Source organism: Candidatus Pantoea gossypiicola, assembly GCF_008632075.1.
Classification (GTDB): Bacteria; Pseudomonadota; Gammaproteobacteria; order Enterobacterales; family Enterobacteriaceae; genus Pantoea; species Pantoea gossypiicola.
Genome location: NZ_VWVM01000011.1, coordinates 12,347 through 28,852, shown reverse-complemented (window position 1 = coordinate 28,852; position 16,506 = coordinate 12,347). Strand labels below are relative to the sequence as shown.

Genomic DNA, 16,506 nt, shown 5'->3' with positions numbered 1-16,506 from the left:
CGCAGGTCAGGACGGCTCAGGGAATCAGCGCCGCCAGACACTGCTGCAGTCGTGGGCCGATCTGCCTGAACATGCGCGGTGAGATGATTTCGACGTGCGCACAGTCCAGCGGCCAGATAGTCAGTCCGCCAACCCAGGGTGCCCAGGCGCGGCGTGCATCCTGACCGGGCTGCTGGGTCTGTTGCGCCAGGAACAGCGTGGCGTGTCCACCAAAGCGAGCACTGCGCGCCGTGGCCAGCAGGCGCACCGAACTGGCGTAGTTGGCTTCAATGGTGGCAAACAGCGCCGCCATCCCTTCACCGGCCTGCTCGCGCTGTGCCGCAATAAATTGCTCGCGCTCACGATTGACCTCTGCCAGCACCGCCGGGTCCAGCACGTGTTCACCGCGCCGTTCATCCCAGTTCTGCGTCTCTGGCGGCCAGGTATCCAGCAGCCCGAGGAAGGCGACCGTTTCACCTTCGGCCTCCAGCCGCGCGGCGATACCCTGTGCCAGCGTGCCGCCCAGCGAATAGCCCAGGAAATAGTAGGGCCCCTCTGGCTGCTGCTGGCGCACCGTCGCCAGATGTGCGTCACACACCGCATCAAGGTGCTGCGCCTGATTCAGCGGGCTGGTGATGTCAGGTGACTGAATGCCGAGCAGCGACCAGCGCGCATCCAGATAGCGCTGCAACACGCTGAACTGCCAGGCAAAACCTGAGGCGGGATGGAAGCAGAACAGCGTCGGGCCGGTAGTGCGCCGCAGTGGCAAGACCGCTTCAAATCCGGCGCGGGCTGTCTCCGCGGGTTCACTGCTAAGCAGGACGGCCAGCTTTTCTACCGTGGCGGCCACCATAATCTGACCCACCGACACCGACTGATTCAACGTCCGTCGCAGCTGCGCCGCCAGCCGCATCGCCAGCAGCGAATGGCCACCCAGCACAAAAAAATCATCCTGTGCGCTGACGGACTCACGTTCCAGCAGCGTGGCGAACGCCTGCGCCAGCGTGGTTTCCAGGCCAGGGTGCGGCGCACGCCCGGCAGCCGCAGGCCGGGTTTGTGGCAGCGGCAGCGCTTTACGATCCAGCTTGCCGTTGCTGCTGAGCGGTAGTGCCGCCAGCTGAACAATCGCCACCGGCACCATATGCGCAGGCAACTGTATCGCCAGGGTCTGGCGCATGACGTCGGCATCAATCGGGCCATCTGCGACCACATAGCCGACCAGCTGGCGGGCATCACCCTGCTGGTCACTACTGCTGCCCAGTACCACCGCATGCGTCACGGCCTGCACAATGCCAGGCAGCGCAGCCATGGCATGATCGATCTCATTCAGCTCGATGCGCTGTCCGCGGATTTTAAGCTGATCGTCGCTGCGGCCCAGATACTCCACTGCACCATCCGGCAGCCAGCGCGCCACATCGCCGGTGCGGTACATGCGGGAGCCGTTACCCCACGGATCGGCCACAAACCGGCTGGCCGTGAGGTCAGGACGATCCAGATAACCCTGTGCCAGCTGCACGCCGGTCAGCCAGAGATCGCCCGCCACCCCAGGCGGCACCGGCTGCAGGCGCGCATCCAGAATCCGTAAGCCGGTGTTCCAGACCGGGAAGCCAATCGGCACGCTGGCACCGTCGACGGCCGCCAGCGCGGGTCCGAAAGCCGGGCAGAAGCTGACATCCACTGCCGCTTCGGTCGGGCCATACAGGTTATGCAAGGGTACCCGGGTCAGCGTCTGCCACTGGCGCGATAGCTCAGTGGGCAGCGCTTCACCGCTGCAGAACACCTGGCGCAGGGTGGTGCACCTTGCTATCGCGTTGTCATCGTGCAGCGAGGCAACAAAGGCCGCCAGCATCGAGGGAACAAAATGGGTGGTGGTCACGCGGTAGCGGGCAAACAGCTGCTGCAGCGCTTCCGGGTCGCGGTGGGCATCAGGCGGTGCCATTACCAGCTGTGCGCCAGCGATCAATGGCCAGAAGAACTCCCACACCGAGACATCAAAGCTGCTCGGCGTTTTCTGCAGCACCACATCATCACCGCCGAGCGGATAACGATCCTGCATCCACAGCAGCCGGTTGACGATCGCCTCATGACTGACCAGCACGCCTTTTGGCCGACCGGTCGAGCCGGAGGTATAGATGATGTAGGCACCATCATGCGGACGCGGGTCCTGTGTCAGCACGCTATCAGTGGGGGGTAATAGAGCGTCATAAAACAGCGGCGCGACCGGTGAGAGAGCCGCCAGCCTGTCTGCCAGTTCGCGGCAGGTGATCAGCATTTTCGGCGCGGCATCTTCCAGCATCATCTTCAGCCGATCATCCGGGTAGCCGGTATCAAGCGGCAGCCAGGTTGCACCCACGCTGACAATCGCCTGTAGCGCCAGCGATAAAAAGACTGAGCGCGGCAGCGCCACGGCGACGATGTCACCCCGCGTCACACCCTGCGCAATCAGCTGTTGTCCCAGCGCGGCGACCTGCTGCTGCATCTGCTGATAAGTAAGCTCATGCGCCTCATCCGTCAGCGCCATGGCGCGCGGCGTACGCTGCGCCTGCAGCAGCAGCAGGCTGCTTAGCGTCTCTGCAGGCAGCATCACGGCAGTCTGATTGACCGCTGCCAGCTGCTGATGTTCTTCCGGCATCAGCATATCCAGCTCGCCACAGGCGCACGCTGGCCGGACGGCAAGCTGCTGAAGCAGCAGACCAAAGCGGCTGGCATGTTGCTTCAGCACGGTTTCGCTGTAGCGCTCTGCATTGGCCAGTAGTTCCAGCGTCAGGTCGCCCTGTTCGCTGAGATAGATAGCAATCTCCAGATCGCGGACCGGGCCTGACGCCAGCTGATGAGTGATGCCTTCAATGCCGGCGAAATCGAGCTGATAGTCGAACATCTTCAGGTTAATCACCGGCCCATAGAGCGGCGCGCTGTCACCCAATCGCCCCAGATCGCGCTGCACCTGTTCAGCGTCGTAACGCTGATGACGGCGCATTTTTCTGACCTCGCCCGCCAGCTGCGCGGCCAGTGCCGCCAGCGGCTGTGCCGGATCGTAATGGATGGCCACAGGCAATACGTTGATCACCGGACCGGTGGCGCAGAGCGCGGCCGAGCCGATGCGGCGCATAAAGATGAAACCAGCGGCAAAGTCGTTCTGACCGGTGAGGCGCGCCAGCCACAGCGCCACCAGCGCAAAGGCGGTGTCCGCCGCGCTGAGATTCTGCTGCTGGGTATGCGCCAGCAACGCCTGAAAGGTGTGTCGCTCCAGGGCAAATGTGTGTCGCAGCAGATCGGTGCTGGCGCTCTGACCTGCCAGCGGCAGCGCAGACAGCGAGGCGGGCGCAGGCAACTGCGCACCTTTTTCCAGCCAGAACTGGCGATCGCGCTGCCAGGCTGAAGAGTTGTGATAGCGCTGATACTCGTCGACGACCTCGCTGAACGGGACAAAGGGGCTCGGCTCCGGCGTGTCGCCGTGCTGCCAGGCGCTGTAGAGATGGGCGATACGGCGGGTCAGGGCGGTGAAGCTGAAACCATCGATCACCAGATGATGGTAGCGCTGATACCAGTACCAGTGATCCTCGCCCAGCCGAAGCAGGCTGTGATGATAGAGCGGCGCATTGCTCAGCACCCGCAGATCGCCAGACATATCCTGCTGCATCAGCGCCTGTGCGGCGGCCTCCGGATCGGCGGCATCGCGCAGATCGATCATTTCAGGCGCGCGAAAATGCTGGGGGGTAAGCCACTGCAGCGGTTCACCCTCCTGCTCGCCAAAGGCCATATTCAGCGTGTCCGCTTCCTGCATACCGGCAACGATGGCGCGAGACAGCAGCGCGCTGTTCAGCGCACCACGCAGTTCAACGAAATGCGCCACGGCGTAGGCATTGGAATAGGGGGATAACTGCTCAGCGATCCAGATGCCGGGCTGCGCGGCCACCAGCGGCAACGTTTTTTGTTCTGTCAGCGGGTTCAGAGTGGTCTCAGACATTGCGGCTCCCACTGTCCTGCGTCATGACCGGACGGATATCGTGCCAGTTTTCATTCAGCCAGCTCAGGCAACGGGCCTGTGGTTCGGGCCCATAAACAGGCTGCCACCCTGGCGGAACCGTACAAAAGGCGGGCCATAAGCTGTACTGCTGCTGATCGTTTTTCAGCACCTGACAATCCTGCTGTGGATCGTCGAAAGGATTGAGTTGTTGCATGTTAGTCTCCTGTCCGAAGTCGCCGGGCGCGTTAGCGGCGCTCTGCTGCGTATCCTTTTTCTTTTAATGGCGCACAGGCGGCGGGATATCAGTGGGTTATGGCGATTGCCATAGAGCTTTAAGGCCTGCCAGCAGCCCGCCGCGCCAGCATAGCGCATCGTGACCCCCTTCAACCGGGTGATAGCTGACCTGATGTCCTGCCGCGGTGAGATCGCGCTGAAACAGCTCGTTTGCCGCCAGAATCAGTCGTTCGCGCCGTCCCGCCTCCAGATAAAAGCGCCGGGAGGGTGCCTGCAGCAAACCCTGCTGTAACTGCTGCGGCAGCCAGCCATTCGGGTCGCCGCGCGCGGGCCACCAGAACGAACCGGAAAGACTGATGGCACCCGCAAAGGTTTCAGGCCAGGTCAGGGTAGCGTAAGCGGCCGAAAGGCCGCCAAAACTCTGTCCGGCCACCAGCGTGCTGTTGGCCCGAAACGGTGCCCACTGCTGAATTTGTGGTAACAGCTCATGCTGAATCGCCAGCCAGAAATCGGGATTACAGGTCAGCTCACGCGTGCGGTGTTCGCGGTCAATAATGTCGATCATGACATAGACCGCAGGAGGCAGTTCGCCTGCCTCAGTGAGTTGCTCAAGCGGACCGGCAACGGGCATGCTGAGCGTCCAGAACTGACCATCCAGCAGTAGTGCCAGCGGACGATCGGCAGCATCTGCCTCACCGGTGACACAAAGCCAGACCTGACGCTGATTACCCAGTCGCTGGCTGCGCCAGAGATAGTGCTGCAGCGGAATAGTGGTGGCGCGACCTTCATCAACTGCACGCCATACCTGCTGCTCAGGCGCGTGCGGCAGATGCAGCGGCGAGACGCTCATGCCGCGCCCGGCCGACCAGCTTCGCAGCGGATTGAGCGGATCGCTTTGTGCCTGCCGGAATTTCTGACCCCACCACTGGCGCAGCGCCTGCATATCAGCCTGCCCGGCAAACGTCTCTGTCTGGTTGTCAGGGATCAGGCAGTAGCTGCCGCGCCAGTCAGCAGGCAGGGTGGTTTGCCACCACCAGACATCGGTATCAGGAACAGGTGTTAAGGAGGACGGTGAGGCTGTGTGATGATGATCGGTTACGCCGGTAATGTTGATCCAGACGCGCCGGGTATCAGAGTGCAGCGGGTCACCCTGGGGGTCACGCCAGAAAAAAGTGACCTGACAGGTGCCCTTTTCGCCGGGTTCAATCAGGGGAATGCCCTGCTGCTGCCGCTGCTGCCACCAGCGTTCGCTGCCGGTCTCTTCGTTTAACCACGCCATTCGCACCATGATTCAATCACACTTGCCTGGGGTCATGCATGTTACAGATAATAGTATTGATAATTATTTGCATTTGCAATAGTGTGTTTCCGCTCAACAGGGAGCGCGCGCATTTTCTCTGCCGCATTGGATTTCAGACGGACGTAACGCGGTTCTGAAGCCGGTGTAGCGGGAGGGGGTAATGCGTTGCAGGCAAGGTTATGACCTTTTTACCGGTTCGCCGGCAGTGGCACGCTCGCTGGCACTCCAGGAACAGAAAAATGAAAAAGTTATCCCGGCTTTCGTTAGCCATTATGATTGAACTGGGTTTCGCGGCCTCTCTCATTTCTGCTGGCGCAGTGGCTGCCGAAGCCCACAGCGACCCGGCAATCAGCAACACGTCAGATACGATCCACGACGGTACCATGATGGTCACCGCCGCTGAGCAGACGCTGCAGGCCCCTGGCGTGTCGACCATTACCGCCGACGAAATCAAAAAACATCCCCCTGCGCGCGACGTCGCCGAAATCATCCGCACCATGCCCGGTGTCAACCTGACCGGTAACTCCACCAGCGGCCAGCGCGGTAACAACCGTCAGATCGATATCCGTGGTATGGGACCGGAAAATACCCTGATCCTGATCGATGGCCTGCCGGTGACCAGCCGCAATGCGGTGCGGCTTGGCTGGCGTGGCGAGCGTGACACACGCGGCGACACTAACTGGGTACCGCCAGAGATCATTGACCGGATTGACGTCATCCGCGGCCCGGCAGCGGCCCGCTACGGCAATGGCGCGGCGGGTGGTGTGGTCAATATCATCACCAAAAAAGAGATGGATAATCAGTGGCACGGCTCGTGGAGCGCCTATTATAACGTGCCGCAACACAAGGATGAGGGCGCAACGCGGCGTACCAACTTCAGTCTTGAAGGACCGCTGGGCGATGATGTCAGTTTCCGGCTCTATGGCGGTCTGGCAAAAACGCAGGCCGATGCTTACGACATCAATGAAGGTCACGCCGCAGACCGCACCGGCAGTTACGCGGGATCCTACCCGGCGGGCCGCGAAGGTTCAGTCAATAAAGATATTCATGGCCTGCTGCGCTGGGCGTTTGCACCGATGCAGGCGCTCGAAGTGGGGGCCGGTTACAGCCGTCAGGGCAACCTCTATGCTGGCGACACCCAGAACACTAATACCAACGCGCTTGTGAAAAGCAAATATGGTGACGAAACCAACCGGCTTTATCGGCAGAACTTTTCTGTTAAGTGGACCGGTGCCTGGGATAATGGCATCAGCACCACTACCTATGCGCAGTATGAAAACACCCGCAACTCGCGTCTGAATGAAGGGCTGGCGGGCGGCACTGAAGGTATATTTTCCAACAGCAACTTCAATACCATCCAGCTGGACGATGTGTTGCTGCACAGCGAGATCAGCGTGCCGTTTGAGTGGCTGGTGAATCAGACCGCAACCTTTGGCACGGAATGGAATCAGCAGCGGATGAAGGATCCTTCCTCGACGACGCAGGCCGCCAGCTACGGTTCGATTCCCGGTATTGCCACCACCGGACGCTCTCCCTATTCGCAGGCGGAAATCTTCTCACTGTTTGCGGAAGATAATATTGAGCTGACCGACAGTACCATGCTGACGCCTGGCCTGCGCTTCGATCACCATTCGATCGTCGGCGATAACTGGAGCCCGTCGCTCAACCTCTCACAGGGATTAGGCGATGAGTTCACCCTGAAAATGGGCATTGCGCGCGCTTATAAAGCGCCGAGCCTCTACCAGACTAACCCGAACTATCTGCTTTACAGCAATGGTCAGGGCTGCGCGGCCAGTGCCGGTGCCTGTTATCTGATGGGTAATGATGACCTGAAAGCGGAAAACAGCATCAACAAAGAGATTGGACTGGAATGGAAGCGCGACGGCTATCAGGCGGGCCTGACCTGGTTCCGCAACGACTATCGGAACAAAATAGAGGCAGGCACGGCCCCCACCGGCACGGCGTCTAACGGCAAAACCGATATCTACAAATGGGAAAATGTGCCAAAAGCGGTGGTTGAGGGGCTTGAAGGTACGGTTAATGTCCCGTTCTCTGATAGCGTAACGTGGAACAACAACTTCACGTATATGCTGCAAAGCAAAAATAAAGAGACCGGCGATCGCCTGTCAATTATTCCGGCGTATACGCTCAATTCTACGCTGAGCTGGCAGGCGATGCCGGATCTCTCCCTCCAGACAACCCTGACCTGGTACGGTAAACAGGTGCCGAAGAAGTATGACTATAAGGGTAACGCCGTCACCGGCAGCGCGACCGATCAGGTCAGTCCCTATTCGGTGATGGGGATGAGCGGCACCTATGATGTTAATCAGTATGCCAGCGTTACGGTCGGTATCGACAACCTCTTCGACAAGCGTCATTTCCGTCAGGGCAATGCGCAGACTACCGGCAATGCCACCACCGGCGCTTATCTTTACGGCGCGGGAGCCAATACCTTTAATGAATCGGGCCGCACATTTTATATGAGCGTGAACACCCGCTTCTGATCGGTTCAGCCATAAAAAAACGCAGCAGGTTGATCGCCTGCTGCGTTTTTATCTCTGCTTTATCAGTTGTTCTGGTTGATATCGCGGTAGAGTCGGCTCTCAAAACGCACCAGCGGAATACGGCGGGTACGCTGATCCTCCGGCGGAACCGCATAGCCGGAAAGGAACTGCACAAAAGCAACCCGCGCACCGCTGGAGGTGGTGATAAAGCCCGCCAGGTTATAGACCCCCTGCAGGGAACCGGTTTTCGCCGAGACCTTGCCATCCAGTCCCGCTTCATGCAGCCCGCCGCGATACTGCAGCGTGCCGTCATAACCCGCCAGCGGCAGCATCGAAATATAATCCAGCGTGTCGTCATTCTTCGCAATGAACTGCAACACCTGCATCATGGTTTGCGGCGAAATGAGGTCATGTCGTGACAGGCCGGAACCATCGACCTGAATGCTATTACCCATATCGACATTGGCTTTGGCTTTCAGGATACGGCGGACAGCATCCTGTCCGGCGCGGAATGTGCCGGGCACGTTGAAGTAGTGATGACCAATGGTGCGGAAGACCGTGTCGGCTATCATGTTGTCTGACTTCTTCAGCATGGTGTGCAGCAGCGTGTGCAGCGGCGCAGACTGGGTCGATGCCAGTACGGTACCTGGCTCCGTGACCTGCGTCTGGCGCACCAGATGGCCACTGTAGTCAATCTCTGACGACCGCAGCTCTGCCTTAAGGATTTCACCCGCCCAGGCCGCGCCATCCTGCACAGCAAAGGCCAGCGGCAGAGGTTCGGCACGCTGGCGCATACAGCCTGTCAGGGTGTAGCGGTTCAGCTCCCCCGGAACCACATCCAGTTCACAATATTGCCCTTCACCGCTGTTACGGCCGAGGGTGCGGACCTGGCTGTACATATGCGCCGGATAATAGGAGGCGATGCGCACAAACGCATTTTCACCCGGCGTATTAGCGCTGTAGAGCGACACCGAGAAGCAGTTTTTATCCACGATCGCGGCACCCGGCGGGGCGCTGAAGCACTGGGTCATATCATTCCACGGCCAGCCTGGTGCCATGTCATGGCTGGCAAAAACCGAGGTGTCGATAACCAGATTACCTTTGATATGGTTAATGCCCTGCTTCTTTATTGCCGCGACCATGTTGCGCAGATCCTGACGGCTTAACGTCGGATCACCGCCGAAACGGGCGACTAAATCGCCGTTCAGGGTGCCATCTATAATGGCACCCCGGGTCTCAAAAGTGGTCTGAAAACGAAAGTCGCCACCCAGTTCCAGTAACGCCGCCAGTGCTGTTACCACTTTCATGGTACTGGCGGGCAGGGCCATCTGTTTGCCGTGGTAATCAATGATCGGTGTTGATGCACCCACTTTCTGAACCATCAGCGCCAGATTGGCACCATCTGGCAGGTACTGCATGTATTCATCAACTGGCGCTGCGTGTGCCTGCAGCATAAATGCGCAGCTTAATCCGGTAACAAGTCGTGAAAATCGCATAATCTCGCGGTAACTGGCAGGTGAGGGCGTCAATACTACGTCGCTGGGCGGTGCAAAGTAAACGATGACCCGCAGGGAACTCTGGGGTAAAATACGTATCAAATTGCAAAACTCTTTTCTGGCCTGGAACCATCTCCGGGTCAGGATTCTTTTATTTGCAAAAACGGGCTAATGCGCCGCAGAGCGCTTTTTCTGCGGTCACCAGTCAGGATGACATCGTTAAACAGGAAAGAGGGCGAGGAGCTTAAATGAATCAGATTCCGATGACGTTAAGAGGCGCTGAAAGATTGCGCGAAGAGCTGAACGAGCTGAAAACCGTGAAGCGCCCGCGCATTATCGCCTCTATCGCTGAAGCACGCGAACATGGCGATTTAAAAGAGAACGCGGAATATCACGCTGCGCGTGAAGAGCAGGGTTTCTGCGAAGGCCGCATTCAGGAGATTGAAGCCAAACTCTCCAATGCACAGGTTATCGATGTTACGCAGATGCCTAAAACCGGCCGCGTGATCTTCGGTGCCACGGTAACCGTGCTGAATATCGATACCGACGAAGAGGCGACTTATCGCATCGTCGGCGATGACGAGGCGGACTTTAAGCAAAATCTGATTTCGGTCAATTCGCCAATGGCGCGGGGTCTGGTGGGCAAAGAGGCGGATGATGTTGCCATCATTAAAACCCCTGGCGGCGACGTTGAGTATGAGATCCTGAAGGTGGAATACCTTTAAAGTGTTGCTACGCTTTGAAAAGCGTTAAAGCACAATGTAAAGAAAGGAAAAAGGCCGCATTGCGGCCTTTTATCTGAGGTAAGAGCATGTCACTTTCTTTGCCCACTTAGCGTGGCAGAGAAATTTTGCTCTCTTTAGAGGGGCGATACAGCACCAGCGTTTTGCCGATCACCTGTACGTTGCTGGCACCGGTCTCACGCACGATAGCCTCGACGATCAGCTGTTTCGTTTCACGATCTTCAGAGGCGATTTTCACCTTGATCAGTTCGTGATGCGACAGAGCCTGCTCGATTTCGGCCAGCACGCCTTCAGTCAGGCCATTGCCACCCAGCATAACCACTGGCTTGAGCGGATGGGCGAGGCCCTTGAGGTGCTGTTTTTGTTTGGTACTTAGATTCATCGTAGTTTTTTACTTACTCAGGGATTGAAAACGGTTCATTCTACCGCCATCTCGGGTATATCACCAAATCGGCGCAACCCACTGCGTGCAGGTTTATCGCTACGATGACGATTCAACTGGAAATATTATGACGGGTAAAAAGCGTTCGGCCAGCTCGAGCCGCTGGCTTCAGGAACACTTTAGCGATAAATATGTACTTCAGGCGCAGAAAAAAGGGTTGCGTTCGCGCGCCTGGTTTAAACTTGATGAAATACAACAGGGTGACAAGCTTTTCAAACCCGGTATGACCGTGGTAGATCTGGGTGCTGCACCCGGTGGCTGGTCGCAGTATGTTGTACAGCAAATCGGGAACAAAGGGCGCATCATTGCCTGTGATATCCTGCCAATGGATCCGATAGTCGGTGTCGATTTCCTTCAGGGCGATTTTCGTGAAGAATCGGTGATCAATGCGCTGCTTGAGCGCGTTGGCGATCAGAAAGTTCAGGTTGTCATGTCCGATATGGCACCGAATATGAGTGGTACACCTGCCGTAGATATTCCCCGGTCGATGTATTTAGTGGAACTGGCGCTGGAGATGTGTCGGGATATCCTGGCACCTGGCGGCAGTTTTGTAGTGAAAGTGTTTCAGGGAGATGGCTTCGATGAATACCTGCGGGAAATTCGCTCCCTGTTTACGAAAGTAAAAATTCGTAAGCCGGACGCTTCGCGTTCACGTTCACGTGAAGTGTACATTGTGGCGACTGGGCGCAAACTATAACCAAATTGCTGGAGACGTCCGCAGCTTTGCTGCGATTCCATGTATGCAGGATCTATAGTACCCTACGCTATCTGTTAACACCGATGTAATATGAGGTTAATCCCTTGAGTGACATGGCGAAAAACCTGATTCTCTGGTTAGTCATCGCGGTCGTGCTGATGTCAGTATTCCAGAGCTTTGGGCCCAGCGAGTCAAATGGCCGTCGGGTTGATTATTCAACCTTCCTGTCGGAAGTGAACCAGGATCAGGTCCGCGAGGCACGTATTAACGGGCGTGAAATTAACGTCATTAAAAAAGACAGCAATAAATACACGACCTACATTCCTGTCAACGATCCCAAGTTGCTTGATAACCTCTTGACCAAAAACGTCAAAGTGGTTGGCGAACCGCCGGAAGAGCCAAGCCTGCTGGCTTCCATCTTCATTTCGTGGTTCCCGATGCTGCTGCTGATCGGTGTGTGGATCTTCTTTATGCGTCAGATGCAGGGCGGCGGCGGTAAGGGCGCGATGTCCTTCGGCAAAAGCAAAGCCCGCATGCTGACGGAAGACCAGATTAAAACCACTTTCGCCGACGTAGCGGGTTGTGACGAAGCGAAAGATGAAGTGGCTGAGCTGGTGGAATATCTGCGCGAGCCGAGCCGTTTCCAGAAGCTGGGCGGTAAAATTCCAAAAGGTGTGCTGATGGTGGGGCCACCGGGTACCGGTAAAACCCTGCTGGCAAAAGCGATTGCCGGTGAAGCCAAAGTACCTTTCTTCACTATCTCCGGTTCTGACTTTGTGGAAATGTTTGTCGGTGTCGGTGCATCCCGTGTGCGCGACATGTTCGAACAGGCCAAGAAAGCCGCACCGTGCATCATCTTTATCGATGAGATTGATGCCGTGGGTCGTCAGCGTGGGGCGGGTTTAGGCGGTGGTCATGATGAACGTGAGCAGACGCTGAACCAGATGCTGGTTGAGATGGATGGTTTCGAAGGTAACGAAGGTATTATCGTTATCGCCGCAACTAACCGTCCTGACGTACTGGACCCTGCGCTGCTGCGTCCAGGCCGCTTTGACCGTCAGGTTGTGGTCGGTCTGCCAGACGTACGTGGTCGTGAGCAGATCCTGAAAGTGCATATGCGTCGTGTGCCACTGGCAACCGACATTGATGCCGCCATCATTGCACGTGGTACGCCAGGCTTCTCAGGTGCCGATCTGGCCAACCTGGTAAACGAAGCCGCGTTGTTCGCCGCTCGTTCAAACAAGCGCGTGGTGTCGATGGTTGAGTTCGAGAAAGCGAAAGACAAAATTATGATGGGTGCGGAACGTCGCTCCATGGTAATGACGGAATCGCAGAAAGAGTCAACTGCCTACCACGAAGCGGGCCACGCCATTATTGGCCGCCTGGTGCCAGAGCATGATCCGGTGCATAAAGTCACGATTATCCCGCGCGGCCGTGCGCTGGGTGTGACCTTCTTCCTGCCTGAAGGCGACGCAATCAGCGCCAGCCGTCAGAAACTGGAAAGCCAGATTTCGACCCTGTACGGCGGTCGTCTGGCAGAAGAGATCATCTACGGTGCAGAACATGTTTCTACCGGTGCGTCGAACGACATTAAAGTCGCGACGAATCTGGCACGTAACATGGTGACGCAGTGGGGCTTCTCTGAAAAACTGGGTCCGTTGCTGTATGCAGAAGAAGAGGGTGAAGTATTCCTTGGACGTTCTGTCGCGAAAGCGAAACATATGTCTGATGAAACAGCCCGCATCATTGACCAGGAAGTTAAACACCTGATCGACAGCAACTACCAGCGTGCCCGCCGCATCCTGGGTGAGAACATGGACATTCTTCACGCGATGAAAGACGCGCTGATGAAGTATGAAACCATTGATGCCCCCCAGATCGACGACCTGATGGCACGCCGTGAAGTGCGTCCGCCAGCGGGCTGGGAAGATCCAGGCAGCAACTCAGACAGCAATGGTACGCCAAAAGCGCCACGTCCGGTTGATGAACCGCGTACGCCGAATCCAGGCAATACTATGTCAGAGCAGTACAACAAATAAGACGCATCACCGTCAGACAAAACCCCGGCTGGTCCGGGGTTTTTTACATCCAGATATTGATCAGCAAGGAGTTTTCACCATGAAGTTGTTTGCCCGTGATTCCCATCTCGATTTATCTTTTCCTCATGTGATGGGCATTCTGAATGTCACGCCGGACTCCTTTTCAGATGGTGGTAAACATAATGCGCTGGTCGATGCGCTGACGCATACCAATGAGATGGTGAATGCCGGCGCAACCATTATCGATGTAGGCGGCGAATCAACCCGTCCTGGCGCTGATGAGGTCAGTGTGGAGGAGGAGCTGGAGCGGGTCATTCCGGTGATCGATGCCATTGCCCAGCGTTTCGAAGTCTGGATTTCCGTGGACACCTCTAAAGCAGAGGTCATCCGCGAAGCCGCGCGAGTGGGTGCTCACATTATTAATGACGTGCGTTCGCTCTCTGAACCCGGCGCGCTGGAGGCGGCCGCGGCGACCGATCTGCCCGTCTGTCTGATGCATATGCAGGGTGAACCCCGCACCATGCAGCAGGCTCCCGCTTACGACAATATCTTAAGCGAAGTGGACACTTACTTCGCTCAGCAGATTGCGCGCTGTGAAGCGGCGGGTATCAAAAAAGAACGTCTGATACTCGACCCGGGCTTCGGTTTCGGTAAGAATCTCAGCCACAATTATGAACTGCTGGCCCATCTGGGCGATTTTCACCACTTCGGTCTGCCGCTGCTGGTGGGAATGTCCCGTAAATCAATGATTGGTCAGCTGTTAAATGTCGGCCCGTCACAGCGTTTAACCGGCAGCCTGAGTTGCGCGGTGATTGCAGCCATGCAGGGCGCGCAGATAATTCGCGTGCATGATGTGAAAGAGACGGCTGAAGCAATGCGCGTGGTCGAAGCGACCCGAAGAGCAAAAGGATAAACATGAGTAATCGCAAATATTTCGGTACAGATGGCATTCGCGGCAAAGTCGGTGAAGCCCCTATTACCCCCGATTTCGTCCTGAAGCTAGGCTGGGCCGCCGGGAAAGTGCTGGCGCGCCACGGTTCAAAGAAGATCATCATCGGAAAAGATACGCGTATCTCAGGCTACATGCTGGAATCAGCGCTGGAAGCGGGTCTCGCGGCGGCGGGGCTGACGGCGGCCTTTACCGGCCCGATGCCAACCCCTGCCATTGCCTACCTGACCCGCACCTTCCGCGCCGAGGCGGGCATTGTAATCTCTGCCTCGCACAACCCGTTTGATGACAACGGCATTAAGTTCTTCTCGTCCGAAGGGACAAAGCTGCCGGATGATGTCGAGGAAGCGATTGAGCTGGAGATGGAAAAGCCGATCACCTGCGTGGAATCAGCCCAGTTAGGCCGCGCCAGCCGCATTGTCGATGCCGCGGGACGTTACATCGAGTTCTGTAAGGGGACTTTCCCCAGCGAACTCAATCTGAATGGCCTGAAAATTGTGGTCGACTGTGCCAATGGTGCGACTTACCACATTGCGCCGAATGTCCTGCGCGAGCTGGGCGCGACCGTCATCGCAATCGGTGTCCAGCCAGACGGCATGAACATCAACAAAGAGTGCGGTGCCACCGATCTCAAACTGCTGCAGCAGCGTGTACTGGCGGAGAAGGCGGATATTGGTCTGGCCTACGATGGCGACGGCGACCGCATCATGATGATTGACCATCTGGGCGACAAAGTAGATGGCGACCAGATCCTCTATATCATTGCACGTGAAGCGCTGCGTCAGGGGCAGTTGCGCGGCGGTGTAGTGGGTACGCTGATGAGCAACATGGGCCTGGAATTAGCGCTGAAACAGCTCGGCATCCCGTTCACCCGTGCCAAAGTCGGTGACCGCTATGTGCTGGAGAAGATGCAGGAGAAGGGCTGGCGTCTTGGCGCTGAGAACTCCGGTCATGTGATCCTGCTGGATAAAACCACCACTGGTGACGGTATCGTGGCAAGTTTGCAAGTGCTCACTGCTATGGTGCGTAACCATATGAGCCTGCACGATCTCTGCAGTGGCATGAAGATGCTGCCACAGGTGCTGGTCAACGTACGCTTTGCCGGTGAGCACGATCCGCTGCAAAGCGAGGCGGTTAAAGCCGCAACGGCAGAGGCGGAAAAAGCCCTGGCGGGTCGCGGACGCGTTCTGTTGCGTAAGTCAGGCACTGAGCCACTGATTCGTGTGATGGTCGAAGGCGAAAATGAGGCGCAGGTCACCGAACTGGCTAATCGTATTGCCGATCAGGTCAAGGCGGTTTAACCGTCTTAAAGGCGGTTCTCAGAATACTGAACCGCCTGTAAAATCACCGGGATGGCGCTTTTTTCTGCAATCAGTTTGCGTAAGAGAAATTGCACTTGCAGAGATATGCGCCTTTGGTTAGTATTCACACCCGCTTCTGATGGGTGATGACGAGACGCCCCATCAATACTGGTTGAAGCTTTAACTGTACGATTATCGTGCAAGGAACAGGTTGAATATGTACGAAGCTCTTTTAGTTGTTTTCCTTATTGTAGCTATCGCCCTCGTGGGTATGATCATGCTGCAGCAAGGCAAAGGCGCTGATATGGGAGCCTCATTCGGTGCAGGCGCATCCGGTACGGTGTTTGGTTCTTCGGGTTCAGGTAATTTCATGACCCGTACGACTGGCATCTTAGCGGCACTGTTCTTCATCATCAGCCTGGTTCTGGGTAATCTGAACAGCAATAAAGCCTCGAAAGGAAGTGAGTGGGAAAATCTCTCTGCGCCGGCGCAGTCTTCTCAACAGACTGAAAAGCCAGCTCAACCGGTTACACCGGGCAGCGATATTCCTAAGTAAGGTCGTCAGCACAACGAATCGTTGTGGTCAGTGCAGTGCCGTGGTGGTGGAATTGGTAGACACGCTACCTTGAGGTGGTAGTGCCCGATTGGGCTTACGGGTTCAAGTCCCGTCCTCGGTACCAAATCGTAGTATCGCTTGCATTTTATGCAGGTCTGGCGTATTATTCGCCACGTTTTCGGACGCGGGGTGGAGCAGCCTGGTAGCTCGTCGGGCTCATAACCCGAAGGTCGTCGGTTCAAATCCGGCCCCCGCAACCACTTTCCCTTTGAGTTCTTTTTCAAATATACTGTATGCAT

The 16,506-nt window shown here is 56.9% G+C and carries 12 protein-coding genes and 2 tRNA genes; 9 read left to right on the top strand and 5 right to left on the bottom strand.

Going from position 1 to position 16,506, the window contains the following annotated elements:
* Positions 1-16: 16 nt before the first annotated feature.
* From F3I20_RS14770 to fes, 3 genes are all read right to left on the bottom strand, one after another.
* A complete protein-coding gene (locus F3I20_RS14770) occupies positions 17-3,946 on the bottom strand; it encodes an enterobactin synthase subunit F (RefSeq protein ID WP_150053536.1) in 3,930 nt (1,309 codons plus the stop codon).
* Positions 3,939-4,160: an MbtH family protein gene (locus F3I20_RS14765; protein WP_150011813.1), complete on the bottom strand. Its 222-nt coding sequence runs from the start codon at positions 4,158-4,160 to the stop codon at positions 3,939-3,941. Before F3I20_RS14765 ends, F3I20_RS14770 begins: the two co-directional genes overlap by 8 nt.
* Positions 4,161-4,256: 96 nt before the next feature.
* Positions 4,257-5,468 carry an enterochelin esterase gene (gene fes / locus F3I20_RS14760; protein WP_150037912.1) on the bottom strand — a complete coding sequence of 404 codons (1,212 nt, stop codon included), beginning with the start codon at positions 5,466-5,468 and terminating at the stop codon, positions 4,257-4,259.
* A gap of 251 nt (positions 5,469-5,719) precedes the next feature.
* Between fes and F3I20_RS14755 the strand changes: the two genes are divergently transcribed.
* Entirely contained in the window at positions 5,720-7,984 is a 2,265-nt protein-coding gene (locus F3I20_RS14755; protein ID WP_150011809.1) for a TonB-dependent siderophore receptor, read from the top strand.
* Between the two features lie 62 nt (positions 7,985-8,046).
* Here the strand turns inward: F3I20_RS14755 and dacB are convergent, their stop codons facing one another.
* A complete protein-coding gene (gene dacB / locus F3I20_RS14750; protein ID WP_150011807.1) occupies positions 8,047-9,480 on the bottom strand; it encodes a serine-type D-Ala-D-Ala carboxypeptidase in 1,434 nt (477 codons plus the stop codon).
* Between the two features lie 248 nt (positions 9,481-9,728).
* On the opposite strand from dacB, the gene greA reads away from it, so the two are divergent.
* Complete coding sequence (gene greA, locus F3I20_RS14745; RefSeq protein WP_150011805.1) at positions 9,729-10,205, top strand: transcription elongation factor GreA; 477 nt, start codon at positions 9,729-9,731, stop codon at positions 10,203-10,205.
* Between the two features lie 106 nt (positions 10,206-10,311).
* Here greA and yhbY read toward each other — a convergent pair whose 3' ends face one another.
* Positions 10,312-10,605, bottom strand: coding sequence for a ribosome assembly RNA-binding protein YhbY (gene yhbY / locus F3I20_RS14740; protein WP_010251809.1), 294 nt, complete (start codon positions 10,603-10,605; stop codon positions 10,312-10,314).
* A 127-nt stretch (positions 10,606-10,732) separates the two neighbouring features.
* Here yhbY and rlmE point away from each other — a divergent pair, with 127 nt between their 5' ends.
* The 7 genes from rlmE to F3I20_RS14705 all read left to right on the top strand — a co-directional run bounded on the left by rlmE (position 10,733) and on the right by F3I20_RS14705 (position 16,467).
* Positions 10,733-11,362 carry a 23S rRNA (uridine(2552)-2'-O)-methyltransferase RlmE gene (gene rlmE / locus F3I20_RS14735; protein ID WP_013359905.1) on the top strand — a complete coding sequence of 210 codons (630 nt, stop codon included), beginning with the start codon at positions 10,733-10,735 and terminating at the stop codon, positions 11,360-11,362.
* Between the two features lie 113 nt (positions 11,363-11,475).
* Complete coding sequence (ftsH, locus tag F3I20_RS14730) at positions 11,476-13,401, top strand: ATP-dependent zinc metalloprotease FtsH (RefSeq protein ID WP_150011803.1); 1,926 nt, start codon at positions 11,476-11,478, stop codon at positions 13,399-13,401.
* Positions 13,402-13,480: 79 nt separating this feature from the next.
* Positions 13,481-14,314, top strand: a complete 834-nt coding sequence (gene folP, locus F3I20_RS14725) for a dihydropteroate synthase (RefSeq protein WP_009092417.1) — start codon at positions 13,481-13,483, stop codon at positions 14,312-14,314.
* A 2-nt stretch (positions 14,315-14,316) separates the two neighbouring features.
* Positions 14,317-15,651, top strand: a complete 1,335-nt coding sequence (glmM, locus tag F3I20_RS14720) for a phosphoglucosamine mutase (RefSeq protein WP_150011801.1) — start codon at positions 14,317-14,319, stop codon at positions 15,649-15,651.
* Between the two features lie 217 nt (positions 15,652-15,868).
* Entirely contained in the window at positions 15,869-16,207 is a 339-nt protein-coding gene (gene secG, locus F3I20_RS14715; RefSeq protein ID WP_003851074.1) for a preprotein translocase subunit SecG, read from the top strand.
* 37 nt (positions 16,208-16,244) lie between these two features.
* Positions 16,245-16,331: transfer RNA gene (locus tag F3I20_RS14710), tRNA-Leu, on the top strand.
* Positions 16,332-16,390: 59 nt separating this feature from the next.
* Positions 16,391-16,467: transfer RNA gene (locus F3I20_RS14705), tRNA-Met, on the top strand.
* Positions 16,468-16,506: the final 39 nt, after the last annotated feature.

What these genes read in the sequence shown, in the direction of transcription:
- F3I20_RS14770 (WP_150053536.1), bottom strand. Translation starts at nt 3,946, where the DNA reads ATGTCTGAGACCACTCTGAACCCGCTGACAGAACAAAAAACGTTGCCG.
- F3I20_RS14765 (WP_150011813.1), bottom strand. Translation starts at nt 4,160, where the DNA reads ATGCAACAACTCAATCCTTTCGACGATCCACAGCAGGATTGTCAGGTG.
- fes (WP_150037912.1), bottom strand. Translation starts at nt 5,468, where the DNA reads ATGGTGCGAATGGCGTGGTTAAACGAAGAGACCGGCAGCGAACGCTGG.
- F3I20_RS14755 (WP_150011809.1), top strand. Translation starts at nt 5,720, where the DNA reads ATGAAAAAGTTATCCCGGCTTTCGTTAGCCATTATGATTGAACTGGGT.
- dacB (WP_150011807.1), bottom strand. Translation starts at nt 9,480, where the DNA reads ATGCGATTTTCACGACTTGTTACCGGATTAAGCTGCGCATTTATGCTG.
- greA (WP_150011805.1), top strand. Translation starts at nt 9,729, where the DNA reads ATGAATCAGATTCCGATGACGTTAAGAGGCGCTGAAAGATTGCGCGAA.
- yhbY (WP_010251809.1), bottom strand. Translation starts at nt 10,605, where the DNA reads ATGAATCTAAGTACCAAACAAAAACAGCACCTCAAGGGCCTCGCCCAT.
- rlmE (WP_013359905.1), top strand. Translation starts at nt 10,733, where the DNA reads ATGACGGGTAAAAAGCGTTCGGCCAGCTCGAGCCGCTGGCTTCAGGAA.
- ftsH (WP_150011803.1), top strand. Translation starts at nt 11,476, where the DNA reads ATGGCGAAAAACCTGATTCTCTGGTTAGTCATCGCGGTCGTGCTGATG.
- folP (WP_009092417.1), top strand. Translation starts at nt 13,481, where the DNA reads ATGAAGTTGTTTGCCCGTGATTCCCATCTCGATTTATCTTTTCCTCAT.
- glmM (WP_150011801.1), top strand. Translation starts at nt 14,317, where the DNA reads ATGAGTAATCGCAAATATTTCGGTACAGATGGCATTCGCGGCAAAGTC.
- secG (WP_003851074.1), top strand. Translation starts at nt 15,869, where the DNA reads ATGTACGAAGCTCTTTTAGTTGTTTTCCTTATTGTAGCTATCGCCCTC.